Origin of the sequence: Subtercola lobariae, from assembly GCF_014640255.1 — a bacterium.
GTDB lineage: Bacteria > Actinomycetota > Actinomycetes > Actinomycetales > Microbacteriaceae > Subtercola > Subtercola lobariae.
Window position 1 is genome coordinate 113579 of record NZ_BMGP01000003.1, and the last position, 20124, is coordinate 133702.

The 20124-nt window shown below is 64.9% G+C and carries 18 protein-coding genes and 1 other RNA gene; 12 read left to right on the plus strand and 7 right to left on the minus strand.

Going from position 1 to position 20124, the window contains the following annotated elements:
* The first annotated feature begins 65 nt into the window (after positions 1–65).
* Positions 66–1490, plus strand: coding sequence for a type I glutamate--ammonia ligase (glnA, locus tag IEX24_RS08545; RefSeq protein ID WP_188676868.1), 1425 nt, complete (start codon positions 66–68; stop codon positions 1488–1490).
* A gap of 140 nt (positions 1491–1630) precedes the next feature.
* Here the strand turns inward: glnA and IEX24_RS08550 are convergent, their stop codons facing one another.
* From IEX24_RS08550 to IEX24_RS08570, 5 genes are all read right to left on the minus strand, one after another.
* The gene (locus tag IEX24_RS08550) at positions 1631–2005 is read right to left on the minus strand and encodes a hypothetical protein (protein WP_188676871.1); all 375 of its coding nucleotides are present in this window, start codon (positions 2003–2005) and stop codon (positions 1631–1633) included.
* Positions 2002–2223, minus strand: coding sequence for a hypothetical protein (locus IEX24_RS08555; RefSeq protein ID WP_188676874.1), 222 nt, complete (start codon positions 2221–2223; stop codon positions 2002–2004). The genes IEX24_RS08550 and IEX24_RS08555 overlap by 4 nt, the downstream gene beginning before the upstream one ends.
* A 221-nt stretch (positions 2224–2444) precedes the next feature.
* The gene (locus IEX24_RS08560) at positions 2445–3611 is read right to left on the minus strand and encodes a heavy metal-binding domain-containing protein (protein WP_188676877.1); all 1167 of its coding nucleotides are present in this window, start codon (positions 3609–3611) and stop codon (positions 2445–2447) included.
* 38 nt (positions 3612–3649) lie between these two features.
* Positions 3650–6703: a bifunctional [glutamine synthetase] adenylyltransferase/[glutamine synthetase]-adenylyl-L-tyrosine phosphorylase gene (locus tag IEX24_RS08565; RefSeq protein ID WP_188676880.1), complete on the minus strand. Its 3054-nt coding sequence runs from the start codon at positions 6701–6703 to the stop codon at positions 3650–3652.
* Between the two features lie 91 nt (positions 6704–6794).
* The gene (locus tag IEX24_RS08570; RefSeq protein WP_188676882.1) at positions 6795–8132 is read right to left on the minus strand and encodes a glutamine synthetase family protein; all 1338 of its coding nucleotides are present in this window, start codon (positions 8130–8132) and stop codon (positions 6795–6797) included.
* 55 nt (positions 8133–8187) lie between these two features.
* Here IEX24_RS08570 and IEX24_RS08575 point away from each other — a divergent pair, with 55 nt between their 5' ends.
* From IEX24_RS08575 to IEX24_RS08585, 3 genes are all read left to right on the plus strand, one after another.
* Entirely contained in the window at positions 8188–10071 is a 1884-nt protein-coding gene (locus IEX24_RS08575; protein ID WP_188676884.1) for an NAD+ synthase, read from the plus strand.
* A gap of 105 nt (positions 10072–10176) precedes the next feature.
* Positions 10177–10995: a 3-methyl-2-oxobutanoate hydroxymethyltransferase gene (gene panB / locus IEX24_RS08580; RefSeq protein ID WP_188676886.1), complete on the plus strand. Its 819-nt coding sequence runs from the start codon at positions 10177–10179 to the stop codon at positions 10993–10995.
* Between the two features lie 8 nt (positions 10996–11003).
* Complete coding sequence (locus IEX24_RS08585) at positions 11004–11852, plus strand: SDR family NAD(P)-dependent oxidoreductase (protein ID WP_188676889.1); 849 nt, start codon at positions 11004–11006, stop codon at positions 11850–11852.
* A 193-nt stretch (positions 11853–12045) separates the two neighbouring features.
* Here IEX24_RS08585 and IEX24_RS08590 read toward each other — a convergent pair whose 3' ends face one another.
* Positions 12046–12231 (minus strand): SPOR domain-containing protein, encoded by a 186-nt coding sequence (locus IEX24_RS08590; protein WP_188676891.1) that lies wholly within the window; start codon positions 12229–12231, stop codon positions 12046–12048.
* Positions 12232–12299: 68 nt separating this feature from the next.
* On the opposite strand from IEX24_RS08590, the gene map reads away from it, so the two are divergent.
* From map to IEX24_RS08605, 3 genes are all read left to right on the plus strand, one after another.
* On the plus strand, positions 12300–13166 hold the full coding sequence (map, locus tag IEX24_RS08595) for a type I methionyl aminopeptidase (RefSeq protein ID WP_188676894.1): 867 nt from the start codon (positions 12300–12302) through the stop codon (positions 13164–13166).
* 82 nt (positions 13167–13248) lie between these two features.
* Positions 13249–14055, plus strand: coding sequence for a polyphosphate--glucose phosphotransferase (gene ppgK / locus IEX24_RS08600; protein ID WP_188676899.1), 807 nt, complete (start codon positions 13249–13251; stop codon positions 14053–14055).
* An 8-nt stretch (positions 14056–14063) separates the two neighbouring features.
* Positions 14064–14648, plus strand: coding sequence for a YdeI/OmpD-associated family protein (locus IEX24_RS08605; protein WP_203585909.1), 585 nt, complete (start codon positions 14064–14066; stop codon positions 14646–14648).
* Between the two features lie 185 nt (positions 14649–14833).
* Here IEX24_RS08605 and rnpB read toward each other — a convergent pair.
* Positions 14834–15235: RNase P RNA component class A (gene rnpB, locus IEX24_RS08610), an RNA gene on the minus strand.
* A 201-nt stretch (positions 15236–15436) separates the two neighbouring features.
* Between rnpB and IEX24_RS08615 the strand changes: the two genes are divergently transcribed.
* Genes IEX24_RS08615 through kdpC form a run of 5 tightly spaced genes read left to right on the plus strand, consistent with a single transcriptional unit; the run spans position 15437 to position 20123 of the window.
* Entirely contained in the window at positions 15437–15583 is a 147-nt protein-coding gene (locus IEX24_RS08615) for a hypothetical protein (RefSeq protein WP_188676902.1), read from the plus strand.
* Positions 15580–15669: a K(+)-transporting ATPase subunit F gene (gene kdpF / locus IEX24_RS08620; protein WP_188676905.1), complete on the plus strand. Its 90-nt coding sequence runs from the start codon at positions 15580–15582 to the stop codon at positions 15667–15669. The genes IEX24_RS08615 and kdpF overlap by 4 nt, the downstream gene beginning before the upstream one ends.
* On the plus strand, positions 15669–17345 hold the full coding sequence (gene kdpA / locus IEX24_RS08625) for a potassium-transporting ATPase subunit KdpA (protein WP_188676908.1): 1677 nt from the start codon (positions 15669–15671) through the stop codon (positions 17343–17345). Before kdpF ends, kdpA begins: the two co-directional genes overlap by 1 nt.
* Positions 17342–19462: a potassium-transporting ATPase subunit KdpB gene (gene kdpB / locus IEX24_RS08630; protein WP_188676911.1), complete on the plus strand. Its 2121-nt coding sequence runs from the start codon at positions 17342–17344 to the stop codon at positions 19460–19462. Before kdpA ends, kdpB begins: the two co-directional genes overlap by 4 nt.
* Positions 19463–19508: 46 nt before the next feature.
* A complete protein-coding gene (gene kdpC / locus IEX24_RS08635; protein ID WP_188676914.1) occupies positions 19509–20123 on the plus strand; it encodes a potassium-transporting ATPase subunit KdpC in 615 nt (204 codons plus the stop codon).
* The last annotated feature ends 1 nt before the right edge of the window (position 20124 follow it).

The window sequence follows — 20124 nt, forward strand, 5'->3', positions numbered from 1 at the left end:
GCCCGTATGCTCAGGGCTAGTTGCGACTGCAACTGTTCACGTACCAGCCATTTGGAGCCTCTCAAATGTTCAGTGATTCCTCCGAGGTGCTCAAGTTCATCAAAGACACCGATGTAAAGTTCCTTGATATTCGCTTCACCGATCTTCCCGGTGTTCAGCAGCACTTCAACATTCCCGCATCAACGGTCGACGAAGAGTTCTTCTCGGTCGGTCAGATGTTCGACGGATCATCCATTCGGGGCTTCGCCTCGATTCACGAGTCAGACATGCAGCTGATTCCCGATGTGTCGACCGCGTACGTCGACCCGTTTCGTGTCGAGCGCACTCTCATCATCATCTTCGACATCTACAACCCGCGAAACGGCGAGATCTACTCGCGCGACCCGCGCCAAGTCGCCCACAAGGCCGAGCGCTACCTCGCCTCGACTGGCATCGCCGACACCGCGTTCTTCGCACCCGAGGCCGAGTTCTACATCTTCGACGACGTGCGCTACGAAGTGAAGCAGAACAAGAGCTTTTACTCGGTCGACTCGAGCGAAGGCGCCTGGAACTCGGGCCGCGAAGAAGAAGGTGGCAACCTCGCCAACAAGACGCCCTACAAGGGTGGCTACTTTCCCGTCAGCCCGGTCGACCAGCACGCCGACCTGCGCGACGACATCTCGCTGAAGCTCATCGACTCGGGCCTCATTCTCGAGCGCGCTCACCACGAGGTCGGCACCGCGGGCCAGGGCGAGATCAACTACCGCTTCGACACCATGGTGCACGCGGCAGACGACATCTTGAAGTTCAAGTACATCGTGAAGAACACGGCCACCCAGTGGGGCAAGACCGCAACGTTCATGCCGAAGCCGCTCTTCGGCGACAACGGTTCGGGCATGCACACCCACCAGTCGCTGTGGAACGAGGGGTCTCCCCTGTTCTACGACGAGGCCGGCTACGGCGGGCTCAGCGACATCGCCCGCTGGTACATCGGTGGTCTGCTGAAGCACGCTCCGGCGGTTCTCGCGTTCACCAACCCCACGGTGAACTCGTACCACCGCCTCGTGCCGGGCTTCGAGGCCCCCGTGAACCTGGTCTACTCGGCCGGCAACCGTTCGGCGTCGGTGCGCATCCCCATTACGGGAACGAACCCGAAGGCCAAGCGCATCGAATTCAGGGCTCCGGATGCCTCGGGCAACCCGTACCTCGCATTCGCCGCGCAGCTCATGGCTGGCCTCGACGGCATCCAAAACCGCATCGAGCCGCACGAACCGGTCGACAAAGACCTCTACGAGCTGCCGCCCGAGGAGGCTGCGAACATTCCGCAGGTTCCGGCGTCGCTCGAAGAGGCTCTCGTCGCACTCGAGAACGACCACGAGTTCTTGACGAAGGGCAACGTCTTCACGCCCGACCTCATCGAGACGTGGATCACCTACAAGCGCGAAAACGAGATCAAGCCCATCGCGCAGCGCCCGCACCCCTTCGAGTTCGAGCTCTACTACGGCGTCTGAGTCACTGGTGACGCCCGTCCTCGCCGGGCGTCTGAGCCACTGGTGACGCCCGTCCTCGCCGGGCGTCACGTATAAGGCCCTGCGCATGCAGAGCTACCGGGCCGCGCTCCTTCGGGGGCGCGGCCCTTCTGCGTTGCGACTTAGGCGGCGAGCAGCTGGTGTGCTCGCTGATGTGAGATGCCGAGCAGGTGGCCGATCTCGCGCACGGTCAGACCATCGTTTTTCAGGGCTCGTGCCGCCGCTCGAGACTCTGCCGCCGCTGCTGCCTGAGCATCGGCAGCTTCGACGCGGAGTCGGTTCATCGCTTCGAGATGCACTCGGGCATTCTTCGGCAACTCGACATCGACGACGACGTCTACGCCCGACGCCGGTACGCTTTCAACGATCGCGATGTAATCGCGAACCATGGGCTCTATTTCAGCAATCGTACGAGCCTGGGTCGCGCCCCGCACAGCGTCAACGGTGATGAACCAGAATTTGCCGTCGCGAACCGCCCTGGCGTGATACCTCGTCATCGTGTTGCCTCCTTGACTTGCTGGATGATCGTTTGAGCAAGCCGGCCGCCGATCTCTCGGTGGCGCGGTACAGCAACCATCACGCCGTTGACGTACCACTTGTCGTGGTTTGCGCCGTGCATCAGAATTGCCGTCAGGCCCGCTTGCCGAGCAATCTCAACAATCGCTCGATCGATTTGCCTGCGCCTCATATTAGCAGTCCAGGGCGCAATAGACACGTCTGTCTAGACAGGAATAGACATTCTGAACGTCGTCGGGATATGGGAATCTGCATCCGCCAAGCGTCGCCTGTAGCACAGGGTCGGTTAGCGAAATCCCGAGATTCTGTTCACAACTTCAGCGATGGGTTTGTTGTGGAGAATCAGCGCCCATCCCATTCGTACCGCACGATGCACATTGGCCCGTCAGTGACCACAGTTGCCCCCTCAGGGCGACAGGGCTACTGCTGCTGCTCGGTGAGGGTGACGCCGTAGGCGCGCTCTGCGGTGTTGAAGAAGGTGTCGCGGTCGCGCACGATGGCCTGCGGCGGCAGCTGCTCTGAGCGGGTGTGGGCGGCCGTCGTGCGGCGCACCGCAGTGCCGATGGCCAGGAATTCGATGAGCCTGCCGCCAAGATCGTAGACGTAGGTCTTGATGCCGATGACGTCGTCGGCGCCGACGGCGGTGGCCTGGTCGCGCACCTTGCCGAGCGACTCCTCGCGGGCGCCGTAGATGAGCTGGGTCAGTTCGTTGATCTCGCCCTTGACGAAGTTCTTGAAGGCCGAGGTGATTCCGCCGACGAAGCCGAGCGAGTACACCGAGGTGCCCATCACGAGCTTCATGGGCGCGTACCCGATGCGTGCGAGGCTCCACATCTCTTCGGCGGTCAGGTCGCTCGTCACCACACCCATTGCCGCCAACGACGGGTCAGAAATATCGTGTTGGGAGGCCGTGCCCACCATCAGCATCTCTTGCACCGCGGTTCCGCCGAACGGCAGGATGTTCGTGGTGATGCCCACGACAGCGTTCGCCCCCACCGACCGAGCCTCGTCGACGATGCGCTGCAGCGCCAGGTTACGGGTCTGCGCGAACAGGTCGCTGTACTGCCGCACTTCGCCCCGCGCCATCTGCTTGAACGCGCCCGTGATGCCGCGGCCGACGCCGATGGAGTAGGCGACGTTACCCATCACGAACGAGACGGGTTGGTAGCCGGCATCCACTTGGCAGAAGAGCTCTTGGCCGTCGCTCGCAGAGGTGAACGCGGTCGCCGGCACGCCTACCTTCTGGTGCAGCGTTGACGCCACCGACAAGAACTCAATGTTCTGGGCGTGAAAGATGAGTTCGGTGGTGACGCTGGTGGCGCCGTGGCCCGAGTGCTGCTGCATCTCGCCGATGAGCCTCTGCATCGAGAGGTGCCGCCCCTGCGTGATCATCTCGGTGATGGCCGTGATCTCGCCGCCGATCATTCCCCGAAAACCCGAGCTGAGCGACCCGAGAAACCCGCGCGAGAACACGCTGTTACCCACCAGCAGATTGCCCGGGTGGTACCCGAGCAGGTCGATGCAGTACATCTCGTTGCCGCTCAGCCCGCTCAGAACCGATTGCCGTGCACCGGCTGCATCACTCATGAAAACCTCTTCCGAATCAAACCGCGAGTATAGCTCAGTTAAAGGTCACCGTAGAAATCGCGCTCGAAAATGGCCCGCGCCCGGCGGGTGACCGCGAGGTAGTCTTCTTCGAGCGCCGAGGCCGACCCCGGCGGGTACTCGAGCAACCGCGCCACGCCTTCGAGCTGGCGCCGGTCGAGCGGCAGCACGTCGGTGGTGCGATTCGTCCACAGCGTCATGCACGAGCGCGCCCGTGATGCGAAGATCCACGCCTCGCGCAACCGTGCGGCGTCGGCCGCGTCGATGTATCCGGCGGCCACTTCGGCGGCCAGGGCATCCAGTGTCGACGTCGTCTGAAACTCAGGATGCTCGGCCCCATGCTCGAGCTGCAACAGTTGCACGTACCACTCGACGTCGCTGAGCGACCCACGCCCCAGCTTGAGGTGCCGCGCGGGGTCTGCTCCCTGCGGCAGCCGCTCATTCTCGACCCGCGCCTTCAGGCGCTTCACTTCGCGCACGGCCTGCTCAGCGATGGCGCGGGGGTACCGCACCTCATCGGCGAGAGCCTCGAAGTCGTCGATCAGCGCCTGATCGCCGGCAACTCCCGAGGCACGCAACAGCGCCTGCGCCTCCCAGGTGAGCGACCAGCGCTCGTAGTAGGCGCGGTACGAGTCGAGCGAGCGCACCACGATGCCGTTTTTGCCCTCGGGCCGCAGATCGATGTCGAGCTCGAGCGGCAACCGCCGGTCTTCGGTGAGCCGAACGAGCTCGTTCACGATAAACCGGGCAACCGACTGGGCGGTCTCTTGGCTCACCGTGAGCGCGCGATACACGTACATCACGTCGGTGTCTGAGCCGAAACCAATCTCGCGGCCACCGTACCGACCCATTCCGATGACGGCGAATTCGATTCCGTCGCCGTTGGTCAGCGCGGCCGATTGCCGAATCACGCCGAGCGTGCCCCGCAAGAACACGGTCGTGATGTCGGTGAGCGCTCGTGCTAGTTCTTGTACGTCGATGAGGCCGAGAATCGAGGCGAGGGCGAGCCGCAGAACTTCGCGCCGGCGGGCGGTTCGAAGCGCGGCCGCGGCGGCATCCGGAGTGTCGTGCCGACCGATGATGGCGGTGGTCTCGACCCACAGCGTTTCGAAGGAGCGTGGCCTCAAGTCGTGGTCGTTTTCAAGCCAAGCAGCCGATTCGGGAATGCGCTCGAGCAGTTCGGCCGCGAATCTCGACCCCGAGAGCACCTGGGTCAGCCGCGAGGCTGCGCCCGACGAATCACGCAGCATGCGCAGATACCAGTAGGTCTCACCGAGCGAGTCGCTCAGCCGCCGAAATGCGAGCAGCCCGAAGTCGGGGTCGGCGCCGTTCGCGAACCACTGCAGCATCACGGGCAGCAAATGACGCTGGATGGCGGCCCGCCGTGACACTCCAGCGGTCATCGCCGCAATGTGCCCCAGTGCGCCCTTCGGGTCTTGAAACCCGATGGCCGCGAGCCGGGCCACGGCCTGCTCGCTGGTCAGGCTCAGCTCGTCAGACCCGAGCGCGGCCACCGCCGCGAGCAGCGGACGGTAGAACAGCCGCTCGTGCAGCGACCGCACGCGCACCTTGATGGCACCCCACAGCTCGAGCAACGCTGGTGCACTCGGGGCCAGCTCGGTCGCCCTGGCCAAGACGCGCTGCTCGAACTCGCTCCGCGGCACGAGGTGTGTGCGTTGCAGCTTCCGCAGCTGCAGCCGATGCTCCATCAGCCGCAGCACTCGGTAGTCGCGTGAGAACTCGGCCGCTTCAACCCGGCCGATGTAGCCCTGATTGGCCAGCGCGCGAAGCGCCTGAAGCGTCGCCGCCTGCCGCACCATCGGGTCGTTCTGCCCGTGCACGAGCTGCAGCAGCTGCACGGTGAACTCCACGTCACGCAGGCCGCCAGGACCGAGCTTCAGCTGGTAATCGACCTCGTCAGCCGGAATATGGTCGGTCACCCGGTGCCGCATGAGCTGCACCGACTCCACGAAACCCTCGCGCGAAGCACTGCTCCAGACCAGCGGACGCACGGCCTCGACGTAGCGCTCGCCCAGTTCGAGGTCGCCGGCCAGCGGCCTTGCCTTCAGCAGCGCCTGAAACTCCCAGTTCTTCGCCCAGCGGTCGTAATAAGCGAGGTGCGATTCGAGCGATCGAACGAGAGCGCCTGCCTTGCCCTCTGGCCTGAGGTTCGGGTCGACCTCCCAGAGCGGCGGCTCCATAGCCAGTTCGGTGATGCCGTGCATGGTGAGCATGGCCAGCGCGGTGGCGATGTCGAGGGCCCGAGGCGTCGACACGCCCGGCGAGCCCGTTCCCGGCCCCGACTCCCCCGGCCCAGACTCACCCAGCCCCGACTCTCTTGGCTCAGACCCTTCACCCACGAAGATCACATCGACGTCGCTGACGTAGTTCAGCTCCTGCGCCCCCGCTTTGCCCATGCCGATGATGGCCAGCCGGGTCGCGGCGACCTCCTGCCGCGAAAACAGCCACCGACTCTGCCCGCGAGTGGATGCCCGCGCCCGAGCACAGGCCAACGACGCGTCGAGGGCAGCCGTCGCCAGATCGGCGAGCGTATCGGCCACAGCATCGATGCCGGCCACCGGGTCACGCTGTTCGAGGTCGAACGCCGTGATCTGGGCGAGGATTCGGCGGTATCTCACCCGAAGCAGAGTCCAGGCGCCTTCGCCCTCGATGGTCGCGAAACCGTCGACGCTGCCCACCGAGTTGAGCAGGTCATCCCGAAGCTCGTCGACCGTGGGAAGCGTCTTGATGCGGGTGTGCAGCGCGGTCAGCTCTTCGGGGTGCCGGAGAAAATAGTCGCCGAATCCGCTCGACATACCCACTACGCGCAGCAGTCTGGTGCGGCTCGGTTCGTCGGCGAGAAGCTCCACCACCGGAGTGGCGGGCAGGCGCAGCAGACGCACGAGGTACATCAGCGCCTGGTCGGGGTCGGCGGTCAGGCGCAGCGAGTCGAGAAGCTCGGGCAGGCCGACCTGCCCAAGCGAAGAGGCTGTCTCGAGGTCGGCTTGCGCGCGAGTGAGCTCAGAGAACCCGACGCGCGCGAGTTCGGTGAGGGTGGTTTGCTCCCGGGTCATCTGCGGTGATGTCTCCTGCGGTGAACGTCGGCTGTGTAGGCGGGTGCGTGTGGTGCGGCAGGTTCGTTCGCGAGGCGCCAGGCACAGAGCCCTACAGCATCTCCAGGTTGCTCTTCAGCTCGAACGGCGTCACCTGGTCGCGATACGCGGCCCACTCCTGGCGCTTGTTCAGCAGAACGTATTCGAACACGTGCTCGCCCAAGGTCTCGGCGACGAGTTCGGAGTTCTCCATCTCAGAGATGGCCTGGTCGAGGCTCGCCGGCAGCGCGCTGTAGCCGAGTGCTTTGCGCTCGGAATCACTGAGGGCCCAAACGTTGTCTTCGGCCTCGGGCGGCAGCTCGTACCCTTCTTCGATGCCTTTCAGCCCTGCGGCGAGCAGCAGGGAGTAGGCGAGGTACGGGTTCGCCGCCGAGTCGATGGCACGGTACTCGATGCGCGAGCTCTGCCCCTTGTTGGGCTTGTAGAGCGGCACGCGAACGAGCGCCGACCGGTTGTTGTGACCCCAGCAGACGAAGCTCGGAGCCTCGTCGCCGCCCCAGAGCCGCTTGTACGAGTTGACGAACTGGTTCGTCACCGCGGTGATCTCCGGCGCATGCTTTAGCAGCCCGGCAATGAACTGGCGGCCGATCTTCGACAGCTGGTATTCGGCGCCGGCCTCGTAGAACGCGTTCGCGTCACCCTCGAAGAGCGAGAGATGCGTGTGCATTCCCGATCCGGGCTGGCCCGAGAGCGGCTTCGGCATGAACGTGGCGTAGACGCCCTGCTCGATGGCGACCTCTTTGATCACCGTGCGGAAGGTCATGATGTTGTCGGCGGTGGTCAGCGCATCGGCGTACCGCAGGTCGATCTCATTCTGCCCGGGGCCCGCCTCGTGGTGACTGAACTCGACCGAGATGCCGAGGTCTTCGAGCATCCGCACCGACCGGCGGCGAAAGTCGTGCGCGGTGCCACCGGGAACGTTGTCGAAGTACCCCGCTTTGTCGACGGGCTCGGGGCCCTCGGGGCCGTACTGCGACGACTTCAGGAGGTAGAACTCCACCTCGGGGTGCGTGTAGAACGAGAAGCCACGGTCGCCGGCCTTGGCGAGGGTGCGCTTCAGCACATTGCGCGGGTCGGCCACGGCGGGCTGGCCGTCGGGCGTGGTGATGTCGCAGAACATGCGTGCGGTGGGGTCGATCTCGCCACGCCAAGGCAAGATCTGAAAAGTGGTGGGGTCTGGATGCGCGAGCACATCGGCCTCGAACGACCGGGTCAGCCCTTCAATGGCCGAGCCGTCGAACCCCAGGCCTTCGGCGAATGCCCCCTCGACCTCGGCTGGAGCGATGGCCACCGACTTCAGAGTGCCGATCACATCGGTGAACCAGAGCCTGACGAACTTGACTCCGCGTTCTTCAATGGTGCGAAGAACGAAATCACGCTGCTTATCCATCGACAATCAGAACCTCTTTCTGGCGGGTGGTGCTGCCGCTATTAGGCTAGTGGCTATGCCGAGACTTCGCTTAGCGCTGGCCCAAACCAACCCCATTGTCGGCGACCTCGAAGGTAATTCGGTCGCAATCATCGACGCCGTGCGGCGGGCGCGGGATGCTGGCGCAGACCTCGTGGCGTTCGGCGAGATGGCACTTTCGGGGTACCCCATCGAAGATCTGGCCGGTCGGCCGTCGTTTCTCGCGGCGTGCCGCAGGCGTGCGGCGGAGTTGGCTGCAGAACTCGGCGAGGCGGGGCTCGGTGACGTGGTGGTGGTGCTCGGGCATCCTGACGGCCCGTTCGAACCGCGGCGGTTCACCACCAGCAATGCGCCCACGGCCATCGCGCAGAACGTGGCGAGCGTGATTCAGGGCGGGGCGATCGTTGCCCGCTACGCCAAGCATCACCTGCCGAACTACTCGGTATTCGACGAATACCGCATCTTCATTCCGGGCGACGAGTTGCTGGTGCTACGGATGCACGGGGTCGACGTTGCGCTGATCATCTGCGAAGATCTGTGGCAAGACGGCGGGCCGGTGAACCGGGTGGCGTCGGCCGATGCGGGTCTGCTGCTGGTGATCAACGCCTCGCCGTATGAGCGCGACAAGAACGAGGTGCGGCTGCCGCTGGTAACGCGCCGCGCCGTCGAGAACGATACGTGTGTGGCCTACGTGAACATCGTGGGCGGTCAGGATGATCTGCTCTTCGACGGCGACAGCGTCGTGGTCGATCGCCATGGCCGCATCGTGGCTCGGGCGCCGCAGTTTCAGCCGCATCTGCTGGTGGTCGATCTCGACCTCGAGGGGGCGACCGAACACGAACTGCCTGAGAACGTGGCGCTCGTGGAGCTGGCGGCGCCGGCCTCGGGACACGGCGATGGCGGCACGGCCGTGGTCGTCGGCGATAGCGGTACCCCGCGTGATGCGGGGGACGCGGACAACGCGGGCCATGCGAGCGACGTAGGCGATGCGGGCGATGCGGCGGAGTCGGCGGGCGATGGTGGCCGTACCGGCGCGCTCACGCCTCTCACGGCCGACATCGCGGTGGTACCCGACGAACTCGAGCAGATCTGGGGCGCGCTCGTGCTGGGGCTCGGCGACTACGTGCGCAAGAACGGATTCGGCTCGGTCATCCTGGGCCTCTCGGGCGGTATCGACTCGTCGGTGGTCGCGTCGATGGCGGCCGACGCCATCGGGGCGTCGAAGGTCTATGGGGTGTCGATGCCCAGTCAGTGGTCGTCAGATCATTCCCGCTCTGACGCCGATGACCTCGCCGAACGCATCGGGCTGCACTACGAGACGCAGGCGATAGCCGAGCTGGTGGCGCCCATCGAGAGTCAGCTGCAGCTCGACGGGGTCGCAGCCGAGAACCTGCAGGCGCGCATCCGGGGCATCATCTTGATGGGGCTGTCGAACCAGAAGGGGCACCTCGTACTGACCACGGGCAACAAGAGCGAGCTCGCGGTGGGCTATTCGACCATTTACGGTGACTCGGTGGGGGGTTTCGCTCCACTCAAAGACGTGCCGAAGATGCTGGTGTGGGAGCTGGCTCGCTGGCGCAACACCTTCGCCGAGCGGCGAGGCGAGACGCCGCCCATCCCCGAGAACTCCATCTCGAAGCCGCCGTCGGCCGAGCTGCGCCCCGATCAGACCGACCAAGACTCACTGCCCGAATACGACGTGCTCGACGCGCTGCTGGAGCAATACATCAACGGCGGTCTCGGTCGCACCGAACTGATCGAGCACGGGTTCGACGCGCCCACGGTCGACCGCATCATCTCGCTCGTCGACCACTCGGAGTGGAAGCGCCGCCAGAGCGCCATCGGCACCAAGATCTCGCGCACCGCCTTCGGCCGCGACCGCCGCCTGCCCATCACCTACCGCCCCACCGACGTCTCCTAACGCTGCCGTCTCGGCATCAGTAGCGGCAGCTGCGGACGAGAGCGACCGCCGATGCGGCTCATCTCGTCCGAAGTGCTCGCGATCTCAGACGGGTAGACTGGGGGCATGACGGAGCAGTCCCCTCGCAAGCGCGTTCGCACGCGGCATTTTCAGAACGCGAAAGAGAATGGCATACCCATTGTGGGGCTGACGAGCTACGACCAGCTCTCGGCCGCCATCTTCGACGCCGCCGACATCGACTTTCTGCTGGTGGGCGATTCGGCCGGCAACAACGTGTTCGGTAACGAGACCACGTTGGCGGTCACGGTCGATCAGCTGATACCACTCGCTCGTGCTGTGGCCGGTGCGGCATCCCGAGCCCTCGTGGTCGGAGATATGCCGTTCGGTTCATATGAAGGCGGGCCCGACGACGCGCTGCACACCGCCGTGCGCTTCATGAAAGAAGCGAACGTGCACGCCGTGAAGCTCGAAGGTGGCGTGCGCAGCGCCGCGCAGATTCGGCGCATTGTCGACGCGGGCATTCCGGTGATGGCGCACATCGGCTTCACCCCGCAGAGCGAGCACGGGCTCGGGGGCCATATCATTCAGGGTCGCGGCGAAGGTGCCGAGGCGCTCGTGGCAGACGCGCACGCGGTCGAGGATGCGGGTGCGTTCGCCGTCGTGCTCGAGATGGTGCCGAGTTCTGTTGCCAAGCGCATCACCAGCGAGCTGCGTATTCCCACCATCAGCGTGGGGGCTGGCCCGCACGTCGACGGCCAATTGCTCGTCTGGACCGACTTTGCCGGCTTCTCGCAAGGCCGCGTACCGCGCTTCGTCAAGCAGTACGCGAACCTCACCCAGGTGCTTACCGAGGCCGTCAACGAGTTTCGGGCCGACGTCGCCTCTGGCGCCTACCCTGCCCCCGAGCACGAATTCGAAGGCTAGGGCCAGGCGTGGCACGAACCGTCGCGGGTGCGCGCATACTGATCACCGGCGCTGCCAGCGGAATGGGGCTGCTCTACGCGGAGCGGGCGGTAGCCGAGAGCGCGAGCGATGTGATTCTCTGGGATCGCAACTCCGACAAACTCGCGACGATCAAGGCGCGGCTGAATGCCGAAAGCGCAGCTGTCGGCGGCCGCACGCGCGTGCACAGCGACACGATCGACGTCAGCGACCCCGACATCATCGCCGCAGCCGCCGAGCGGGTGCGCAGCGAGATCGGCAACCCTGACGTGCTCTTCAACAACGCAGGAATCGTGCGCGGCAAGTACTTCTGGGAGCACGATACTGCCGCAGACACCATCGAGACGATGAAGATCAACGCCATCGGCCCGATGATCGTGACGCGCGAGTTTCTTCCCGGCATGATCGAGGGCGGCCGCCCCGCCCGAATCGTGAACATCGCCTCCGCCGCGGGCATGATCTCGAACCCGCGAATGAGTGTGTACGCGGCATCCAAGTGGGCCATCATCGGCTGGAGCGACTCGGTGCGGCTCGAACTCACGCAGCAAGGGCACACGCACGTGAAAGTCACCACGGTGGCGCCGAGCTACATCTCGACCGGTATGTTCGAGGGTGCACGCGGGCCCGTGATGACGCCCATAATGACGCCCGACTACGTGGTGGGCCGGGTGTGGAAGGCCATGCTCGCCGGCAAGCCGTTACTGCTGCTGCCGAAGAGCGTGCACATCGCGAAGGTGACGAAGGGGCTCCTGCCCACCGCCATCTGGGACAAGATGGCCGACAACGTCTTTCACCTCTACACGACCATGAGCGACTTCACCGGCCGCGACCCCAAGTGAGCCTGTTGCGTCGTTTCGAGGCCACTATACCTAGCTCAAAACGGCGTAACGGGCTCACGCGCGGCCTGGCGCGGCGGGGCGGGGCGTCAGACCGCTCAGGAGGCGACACCGGCGCCCGAGGAAGCGGCCCGGGCGCCTGAGGAAGCGGCACCGGCGCCCGAGGAAGCGGCACGGGCGCCTGACGAAGCGGCGGTCAGTCGTTCGCGGCGTCTTCTTCGGCCCACTTGGCGCTGTTCGCGCGCAGAGTTTCGAGAGCGTGCTCGGCCTCGACCTTGGTCTCGAACGGCCCGACCCGGTCGGGAGCCGGTGACACGTAACCGAACTCCACCGCACCGGTGTTGATGTTGTACCAGTACTGCTTCGACGGGTCGCCCGACATGTGTTTCTCCAAAGCGCTCGGCGGCCAGGCCGGCACTCACCGCCGGGGCCTCAACTACGATTGATCTTATGCCAAAGGATTCAGCCGGCCACCTCACCCCGGGTCGGGTCTCACCGTTGCGGGCCGTGCCGCCGAGCATCCTCAGGCCCGAATACGTGGGCAAGAAAGAGCCTGACGAACCGGGCAAGACCGACGTCTACTCCCCCGAACGCATCGCCGACATTCGCGAGTCGTCGCGCATCGCCGCCGAGGCTCTCGCTTGGGTCGGTGAGCATGTGGCGCCTGGGGTGACCACAGACGAGTTGGATGCTCTGGGCCACGATTTTCTCATCCAGCACGGTGCCTACCCCTCCACCCTCGGGTATCGCGGCTTTCCGAAATCGCTCTGTACCAGTGTCAACGAGGTGATCTGCCACGGCATACCCGACAACACCGTTCTTGACGACGGAGACATCGTCAACGTCGACATCACGGCGTACCTGAACGGCGTGCACGGCGATACGAACGCCACGTTCTTCGCCGGCGAGCCGAGCGAAGAAGTGCGGCTGCTGGTCGAACGCACGAAAGAGGCGATGAACCGCGGCATCAAGGCGGTTGCTCCGGGGCGCCAGGTAAACGTCATCGGCCGCACCATCGAGTCGTATGCAAAGCGGTTCGGTTACGGGGTGGTTCGTGACTACACCGGCCATGGCGTGGGCGAGACGTTTCACTCGGGCCTGATCATTCCGCACTACGACTCTGCGCCGCGTTTCGACGACGTGATCGAGGTGGGAATGGTGTTCACGATCGAACCGATGCTCACTCTCGGCTCACAAGACTGGGAGCTCTGGCCCGACGACTGGACCGTACTGACCCGCGACAAGTCGATCACGGCGCAATTCGAGCACACCCTCGTGGTCACCGAGCGCGGCGCCGAAGTTCTCACCGTTCCGTAGCGCGCGTGCCGCCCCCGGGCCTGCCACAATAGACTCGAATCCCTGCGCCTCACGGCTGAGGCGGGAAATCGGAGAAACCACGATGTCAGACACTCCCACCATCGCCATCGGTATCGATATTGGGGGCACCGGTATCAAAGGCGCCATCGTCAACACCGAAACGGGCGAGCTGTTGAGCGACCGCATCAAGATCGCCACTCCCGAGGGCGGCAAGCCCAAAGATGTCATCGACACCGTCGAACAGCTGCTGATTCAGCTGAAGGATGCCCCGAAAGACGCCCCCATCGGCATCGACTTTCCCGCAGTCGTGCAGCAGGGTCGCACCATGTCGGCTGCAAACGTTTCGAAGAAGTGGATCGGGCTCGAGGCCGAGAAGCTCTTCGAAGACAACCTCAAGCGCGACATCACCTTCGTCAACGATGCGGATGCCGCCGGCTACGCCGAGGTGAGGTTCGGGGCGGCGAAGGGCAAGAACGGGCTCATCATCATGACGACGCTCGGCACGGGCATCGGCACAGCCATCATCTACAACGGTGTGCTGATTCCGAACGCCGAGCTCGGTCACATTCAGATCGAGGGTGGCGACTACGAAAAGAAGGCGTCATACGCGGCGAAAGAGCGCGACGAGCTGAGCTGGACGCACTGGGCCGCACGCCTGCAGACCTACTACTCCGAGCTCGAGAACCTGCTCTGGCCCGATCTGTTCATCGTGGGCGGTGGCGTCTCGAAGAGCTACGAAGAGTTCTTGCCGAAGATCTCGATTCGCACGCCCTTGGTGCCGGCCACGCTGCGCAACAACGCGGGCATCCTGGGCGCGGCATCGCTCGCGGTGCAGCCGAAGGTGCTCGTCAACGTGAACCAGCTGGTCGGCGAGCCGACACCGAAGTAGGTTCTGACGTGGCGGTCGTTCGCGAGATTCTCTACTGCGCCTCGGCGGTGACGTGGGCGGCCTGGCTCGCTGCGCACCACGACGAATCTGAGGGCGTGCGCCTGGCGATCGCCAAGAAGGGCGGCGCGCACCCGAGCGTGAGCTACGCCGAAGCTCTCGACGAGGCGCTCTGCTACGGCTGGATCGACGGCCAGAAGGGCGCCCTCGACGATCACCACTTTCTGCAGAACTTCGGCCCGCGCCGCCCGCAGAGCATCTGGTCGAAGATCAACGTCGACAAGGCCGAGGCACTCATCGCTGCAGACCGCATGCAGCCCGCAGGCCTCGCCGAGATCGAGCGGGCCAAGGCGAACGGCCGGTGGCAGGCCGCTTACGCCGGTTCGAAGACCATTGAGGTTCCGGATGATCTGCTCATTGCTCTGGCCCCGAACCCCACGGCCACGGCCTTCTTCGAGCAGCTCTCGGGCACCAATCGCTACGCGATTCTGTTTCGCATCGGCAACGTGAAGCGCCCCGAAACCCGCGCCCGCAAGATAGCCGAGTACGTGGCGATGCTCGCCCGCCACGAGACCATCTACCCCCAGAAGCCCTAGCCCGGGCATCCGTCACCCTACGCAGGGCGGGGCACGGCAGGGCGGGACGCGGGCACGGCGGGGCGGGGCACGGGCACGGCGGGGCGGGGCGGGGCACGGTGGAGCCCAGAAGCCCTAGCTCGGGCATCCGCCACCCGAGGCAGCGGAGCGGGGCACCGGCACGTGAGGGCGGGAGCAGGGCGGGGCGAATGGGCCGGCTGCTACGCCGGGTTCTGTCTTGGGGGCAAAGCTCCCATGAACGGCCATCTATCTACGACGTACGTTGCCGCACGCCTCTAGCGGTCTACCCGAAGACACGACGAGCAGCCGTATTGTCTTCTGTCTGACCTTGCTCCGGGCGAGGTTTACCGAGCCGGCCATGTCACCATGGCGGCTGGTGGTCTCTTACACCACCGTTTCACCCTTACCGCGGCGCCCGAAGGCACGTGCGGCGGTCTGTTCTCTGTGGCACTGATCTCTCGGGTTGCCCCGGGTGGGTGTTACCCACCGCCCTGCTCTGCGGAGCCCGGACGTTCCTCGGTGACCACCACACCCGCACGCACGAGACCTGCGGATGCCCTGGCCAACGCGACCGTCTTGCCGACCCATTCGCGACCCCAGTCTACCCGCCGCGCGCCACGCCCCGAGCGTGCTCGGGAGTTCGGTCGGAGCTGAGCCGCTATGTCGACGTATTGCGGGTATGCGCGCTCAGCTCCGACCGAAGTGCCGCGGGCGTAAGGATTCGCGGCGGCGGCGTTAGGAAGTCGTTAGGAACGGGCATCCGGCTGCCCGACGGGTGTGGCATTGCTGTGTGGCCATCGTCACACCGCCGGTACAACCCGGCGCCGAGTTTTGCTGCCTGGGAGTTTCTCGTGCTGGATATCGCCTATCTTGTTGGCGTCGTGGTCTTGTTCGGCCTCGTCGCGCTGATCGCCCGAGGGGTGGCGAAGCTGTGATCGTCTTCACCATTCTGGGCGTCGTTCTCGGGGTCGCTGCCGTTGTCTACTGCCTCTATGCCCTCTTCAAGCCCGAGCGGTTCTGATGGGTACCGTCTGGCTCACGGTCGCCCAGCTGGGCGCCCTCATCATCGCGCTCGCCCTCGCGTATCGCCCGCTCGGCGACTACATGGCGCACACCTACACCACCACGAAGAACTGGAAGGTCGAACGGGGCCTCTACAAGGTTATCGGCGTCGACCCCGACTCCGATCAGACCTGGCAGCGCTACCTGCGCAGCGTGCTGATCTTCTCGGTGATCGGAGTGGTGTTTCTCTACGGCATTCAGCGCCTGCAGGAGTTCTTGCCCTACGCGCTCGGCCTGCCGCCCGTAGAGCAGTCGCTCTCGTTCAACACGGCCATCTCGTTCGTCACGAACACGAACTGGCAGTCGTACTCCCCCGAGGTGACGCTCGGTTACTCGGTGCAGCTGATCGGCCTCACCGTGCAGAACTTCGTGTCGGCCGCCATCGGCATCGCCGTCGCCATCGCGCTGGTTCGCGGGTTCGCTCGCAAGCACTCCACCACCCTCGGCAACTTCTGGGTCGACCTGACCCGCGGCGTCGTGCGCATTCTGCTGCCGCTCGCGTTCGTGACAGCCATCGTGCTGATCGTCGGCGGCGTCATTCAGAACTTCAACGGCTTTCAGGCCATCACCACGATCACCGGCGGCACGCAGACGCTGCCCGGCGGCCCGGTGGCCTCGCAAGAGGCGATCAAGATGCTGGGCACGAACGGCGGCGGGTTCTTCAACGCGAACTCCGCGCATCCGTTCGAAGACCCCACCGCGTGGGTCAGCCTGTTTCAGATCTTCTTGATGCTCGTGATTCCGTTCTCACTGCCCCGCACCTTCGGCAGAATGGTCGGTGACAATCGGCAGGGCTACGCCATCGTGGGCGCCATGGCAACCATCTGGGTCGCGTCGTCGGCGCTCATGGTCGCGGCGCAATCATCGCTCTCAGGCACAGCAACCGCGGCCGCCGGCGGGGCCATGGAAGGCATCGAAACCCGATTCGGCACGGTGCTCTCGTCGCTCTTCGCCTCGTCGACGACCCTCACGTCGACCGGCGCTGTGAACGGGATGCACGACAGTTTCACTGGTCTCGGTGGCGGGCTCGCCATGGTGAACATGATGCTCGGCGAGGTAGCTCCGGGCGGCACCGGATCAGGCCTCTACGGCATTCTGGTCATTGCGATCATCGCCGTTTTCGTGGCGGGTCTCATGGTGGGCCGCACTCCCGAGTATCTCGGCAAGAAGATCGGCACCCGCGAGATCAAGCTGGCAAGCCTCTACATTCTGGCCACGCCGGCCCTGGTGCTGATCGGTACGAGCCTCAGTTTCGCCATTCCGGCGGTGCGCGACTCGGTGGTGGGCACCTCGATGGCCAATACCGGCCTGCACGGCTTCTCTGAAGTTCTCTACGCCTTCACCTCGGCTGCCAACAACAACGGCTCGGCGTTCGCCGGGCTCACCGCGAACACGCCGTGGTTCAACACCGCGCTCGGCGCCGTGATGCTGCTGGGCCGCTACATCCCGATGGTGCTCGTGCTCGCTCTGGCCGGCTCGCTGGCCGCGCAGGGCAAAGTTCCGGCCACCGCCGGCACGCTGCCGACCCACCGCGTGCAGTTCGTCGTGCTGACCATCGGCACGCTGCTGCTCGTCTCCGCTCTCACGTACTTTCCCGTTCTAGCGCTAGGCCCCCTAGCAGAAGGTCTGAAATGACTACCGCAAACCCGTTCGGCCCACGCCAATTGGTGGATGCCCTTCCCGGCGCCGTGCGCAAGCTCGACCCACGCCTGATGTACAAAAACCCCGTGATGTTCATCGTCGAGATCGGGGCGGCCTTCACGACAGCACTCGCTGTTGCCCAGCCGTTCTTCGCGGCCGATGGCGCATCCGGAACCGGCGCAGGCGCTTCGGCCTCACCGACCTCACTGCTCTTCGCCTGGTCGATCGCCATCTGGCTCTGGATCACCGTGCTGTTCGCGAACCTGGCCGAATCGGTGGCCGAGGGCCGGGGCAAGGCACAGGCGAGCAGCCTGCGGGCCACCCGCACGAGCACGCTCGCGAATCGCATCGACTACGACCTGGCCGGTGACCCGGCGGGCGAGCGGGCCGTGGTGACTCAGGTCGCCTCGGCCGATCTCACGCTCGGTGACACGATCGTGGTAACGGCGGGCGAGCTGATTCCGGGTGATGGCGACATCATCTGGGGCATCGCGTCGGTCGACGAGTCGGCGATCACGGGCGAATCGGCTCCGGTGGTGCGGGAATCTGGTGGTGATCGAAGCGCCGTCACGGGAGGCACACGTGTGCTCTCCGACCGCATCGTGGTGACCATCACGTCGAAGCCTGGCGACACGTTCGTCGATCGCATGATCAAGCTGGTCGAAGGCGCGTCTCGGCAGAAGACGCCGAACGAGCTGGCGCTCAGCATTCTGCTCTCGAGCCTCACCATCGTGTTTCTGCTGGTGGTGCTGACGATCAACCCGATCGCCGACTACTCGAATGCGGCCCAATCGCTGATCGTGCTGGTGGCGCTGCTGGTGTGTTTGATTCCGACCACGATCGGCGCACTCCTTTCGGCCATCGGCATCGCCGGAATGGACAGGCTCGTGCAGCACAACGTGCTGGCCATGTCAGGTCGCGCGGTCGAGGCGGCGGGCGACGTCACGACGCTGCTGCTCGACAAGACCGGAACCATCACCTACGGAAACCGCCAGGCCGCAGAGTTCAGGCCGGTCAGCGGCGTAACCGTTTCACGACTGGCGGCCGCCGCCAGCGCCTCATCGCTCAGCGACCCGACGCCGGAGGGCAAGTCGGTGCTCGACCTCACTCGCAGACTCGGGCTGCCGATTCCCGCCGCGTCTGACGGCATCGAAGTTCCGTTCACCGCACAGACCCGCATGAGCGGCGTCGACTACGAAAACGGCAGTCAAGTTCGTAAGGGTGCCGGGTCGATGGTTGCGGCCTGGGTCGCTGAGAGCGATCTGCAGCCCGCGGCACTCGTGGCCGAACTCGACCAGATCGTCACCGACATCTCTCAGGCGGGAGGCACCCCGCTGGTCGTGGCCGAGAAGACGGCGAACGGTGAGGCTCGGGTGCTCGGTGTGATCTACCTGAAAGACGTGGTGAAAGAGGGCCTCGCCGCACGATTCGCCGATCTTCGCCGAATGGGCATTCGCACGGTGATGATCACGGGCGACAACCCGCTGACCGCCAAGGCGATCGCCGCAGAAGCCGGCGTCGACGACTTTCTCGCCGAGGCGACCCCCGAAGACAAGATGGAGCTCATCAAACGGGAGCAGCAGGGCGGCAATCTGGTGGCGATGACCGGTGACGGCACGAATGACGCACCCGCGCTGGCTCAAGCCGATGTGGGTGTGGCGATGAACACCGGAACCTCGGCGGCGAAGGAGGCGGGCAACATGGTCGACCTCGACTCCGACCCCACCAAGCTCATCGACATCGTGTCAATCGGCAAGCAACTGCTGATCACGCGCGGGTCGCTCACGACGTTCTCGATCGCGAACGATGTGGCCAAGTACTTCGCCATCATTCCGGCCATGTTCACGCTCGCTTTTCCGTCGCTGGCGGTGCTCAACGTGATGCAGCTTTCGTCTCCGGCGTCGGCGATACTCTCGGCGATCATCTTCAACGCTCTGGTGATTGTTGCGCTGATTCCGTTGGCGTTGCGCGGAGTGAAGTATCGCGCTGCCTCGGCGGCGAGCATCCTGAACCGCAACCTGCTCATTTATGGGCTCGGCGGAATCATTGCGCCGTTCATCGGAATCAAGTTGATCGACATGCTGATCAGCCTCATTCCGGGGCTGTCATGACCGCCCGCACACCCTCGCTACCCTTCACACAGAAAGAACAGCTCTCATGAGCACACGCAACGCCACTCTGCGCCAGGTCTGGGTCGGGCTTCGCCTGTTCGCCATCATGACCCTCGGGCTCGGCATCGTCTATCCGCTCGCCATCACAGCAATCGGGCAGCTGGCCGCCCCAGGCCAGGCGAACGGCTCGCTCATCTCTGAGGGCGGCAGCGTTGTCGGGTCGAGCCTCATCGGCCAGAGCTTCACCGATGCGAACGGCGTGGCGCTGCCGCAGTGGTTTCAATCCCGGCCCTCGGCAGCGGGCGACGGTTACGACGGCAGCGCGTCGAGCGGGTCGAATCTCGGCCCGAACAGCGACAAGCTGCTGCAGCAGATCACCGATCGCAAGGCCGCCATCGCGGCGAGCGACGGCGTCGACCCGGCATCCATTCCGCCCGACGCGCTGACGGCCTCGGGCTCTGGCCTCGATGCCGACATCAGCCCGGAGTACGCTCGTGAGCAGGTCGCCCGGGTCGCTGCGGCCCGAAACCTCTCGGAGGCAGAAGTGTCGAAGCTCGTCGAGTCGTTTGTGGCGGGTCGCGACGCGGGGTTCATCGGTGACCCGACCGTGAACGTTCTTCAGCTCAACCTCGCTCTCGCGGCGCTTTCGGCCGGGCCGTGAT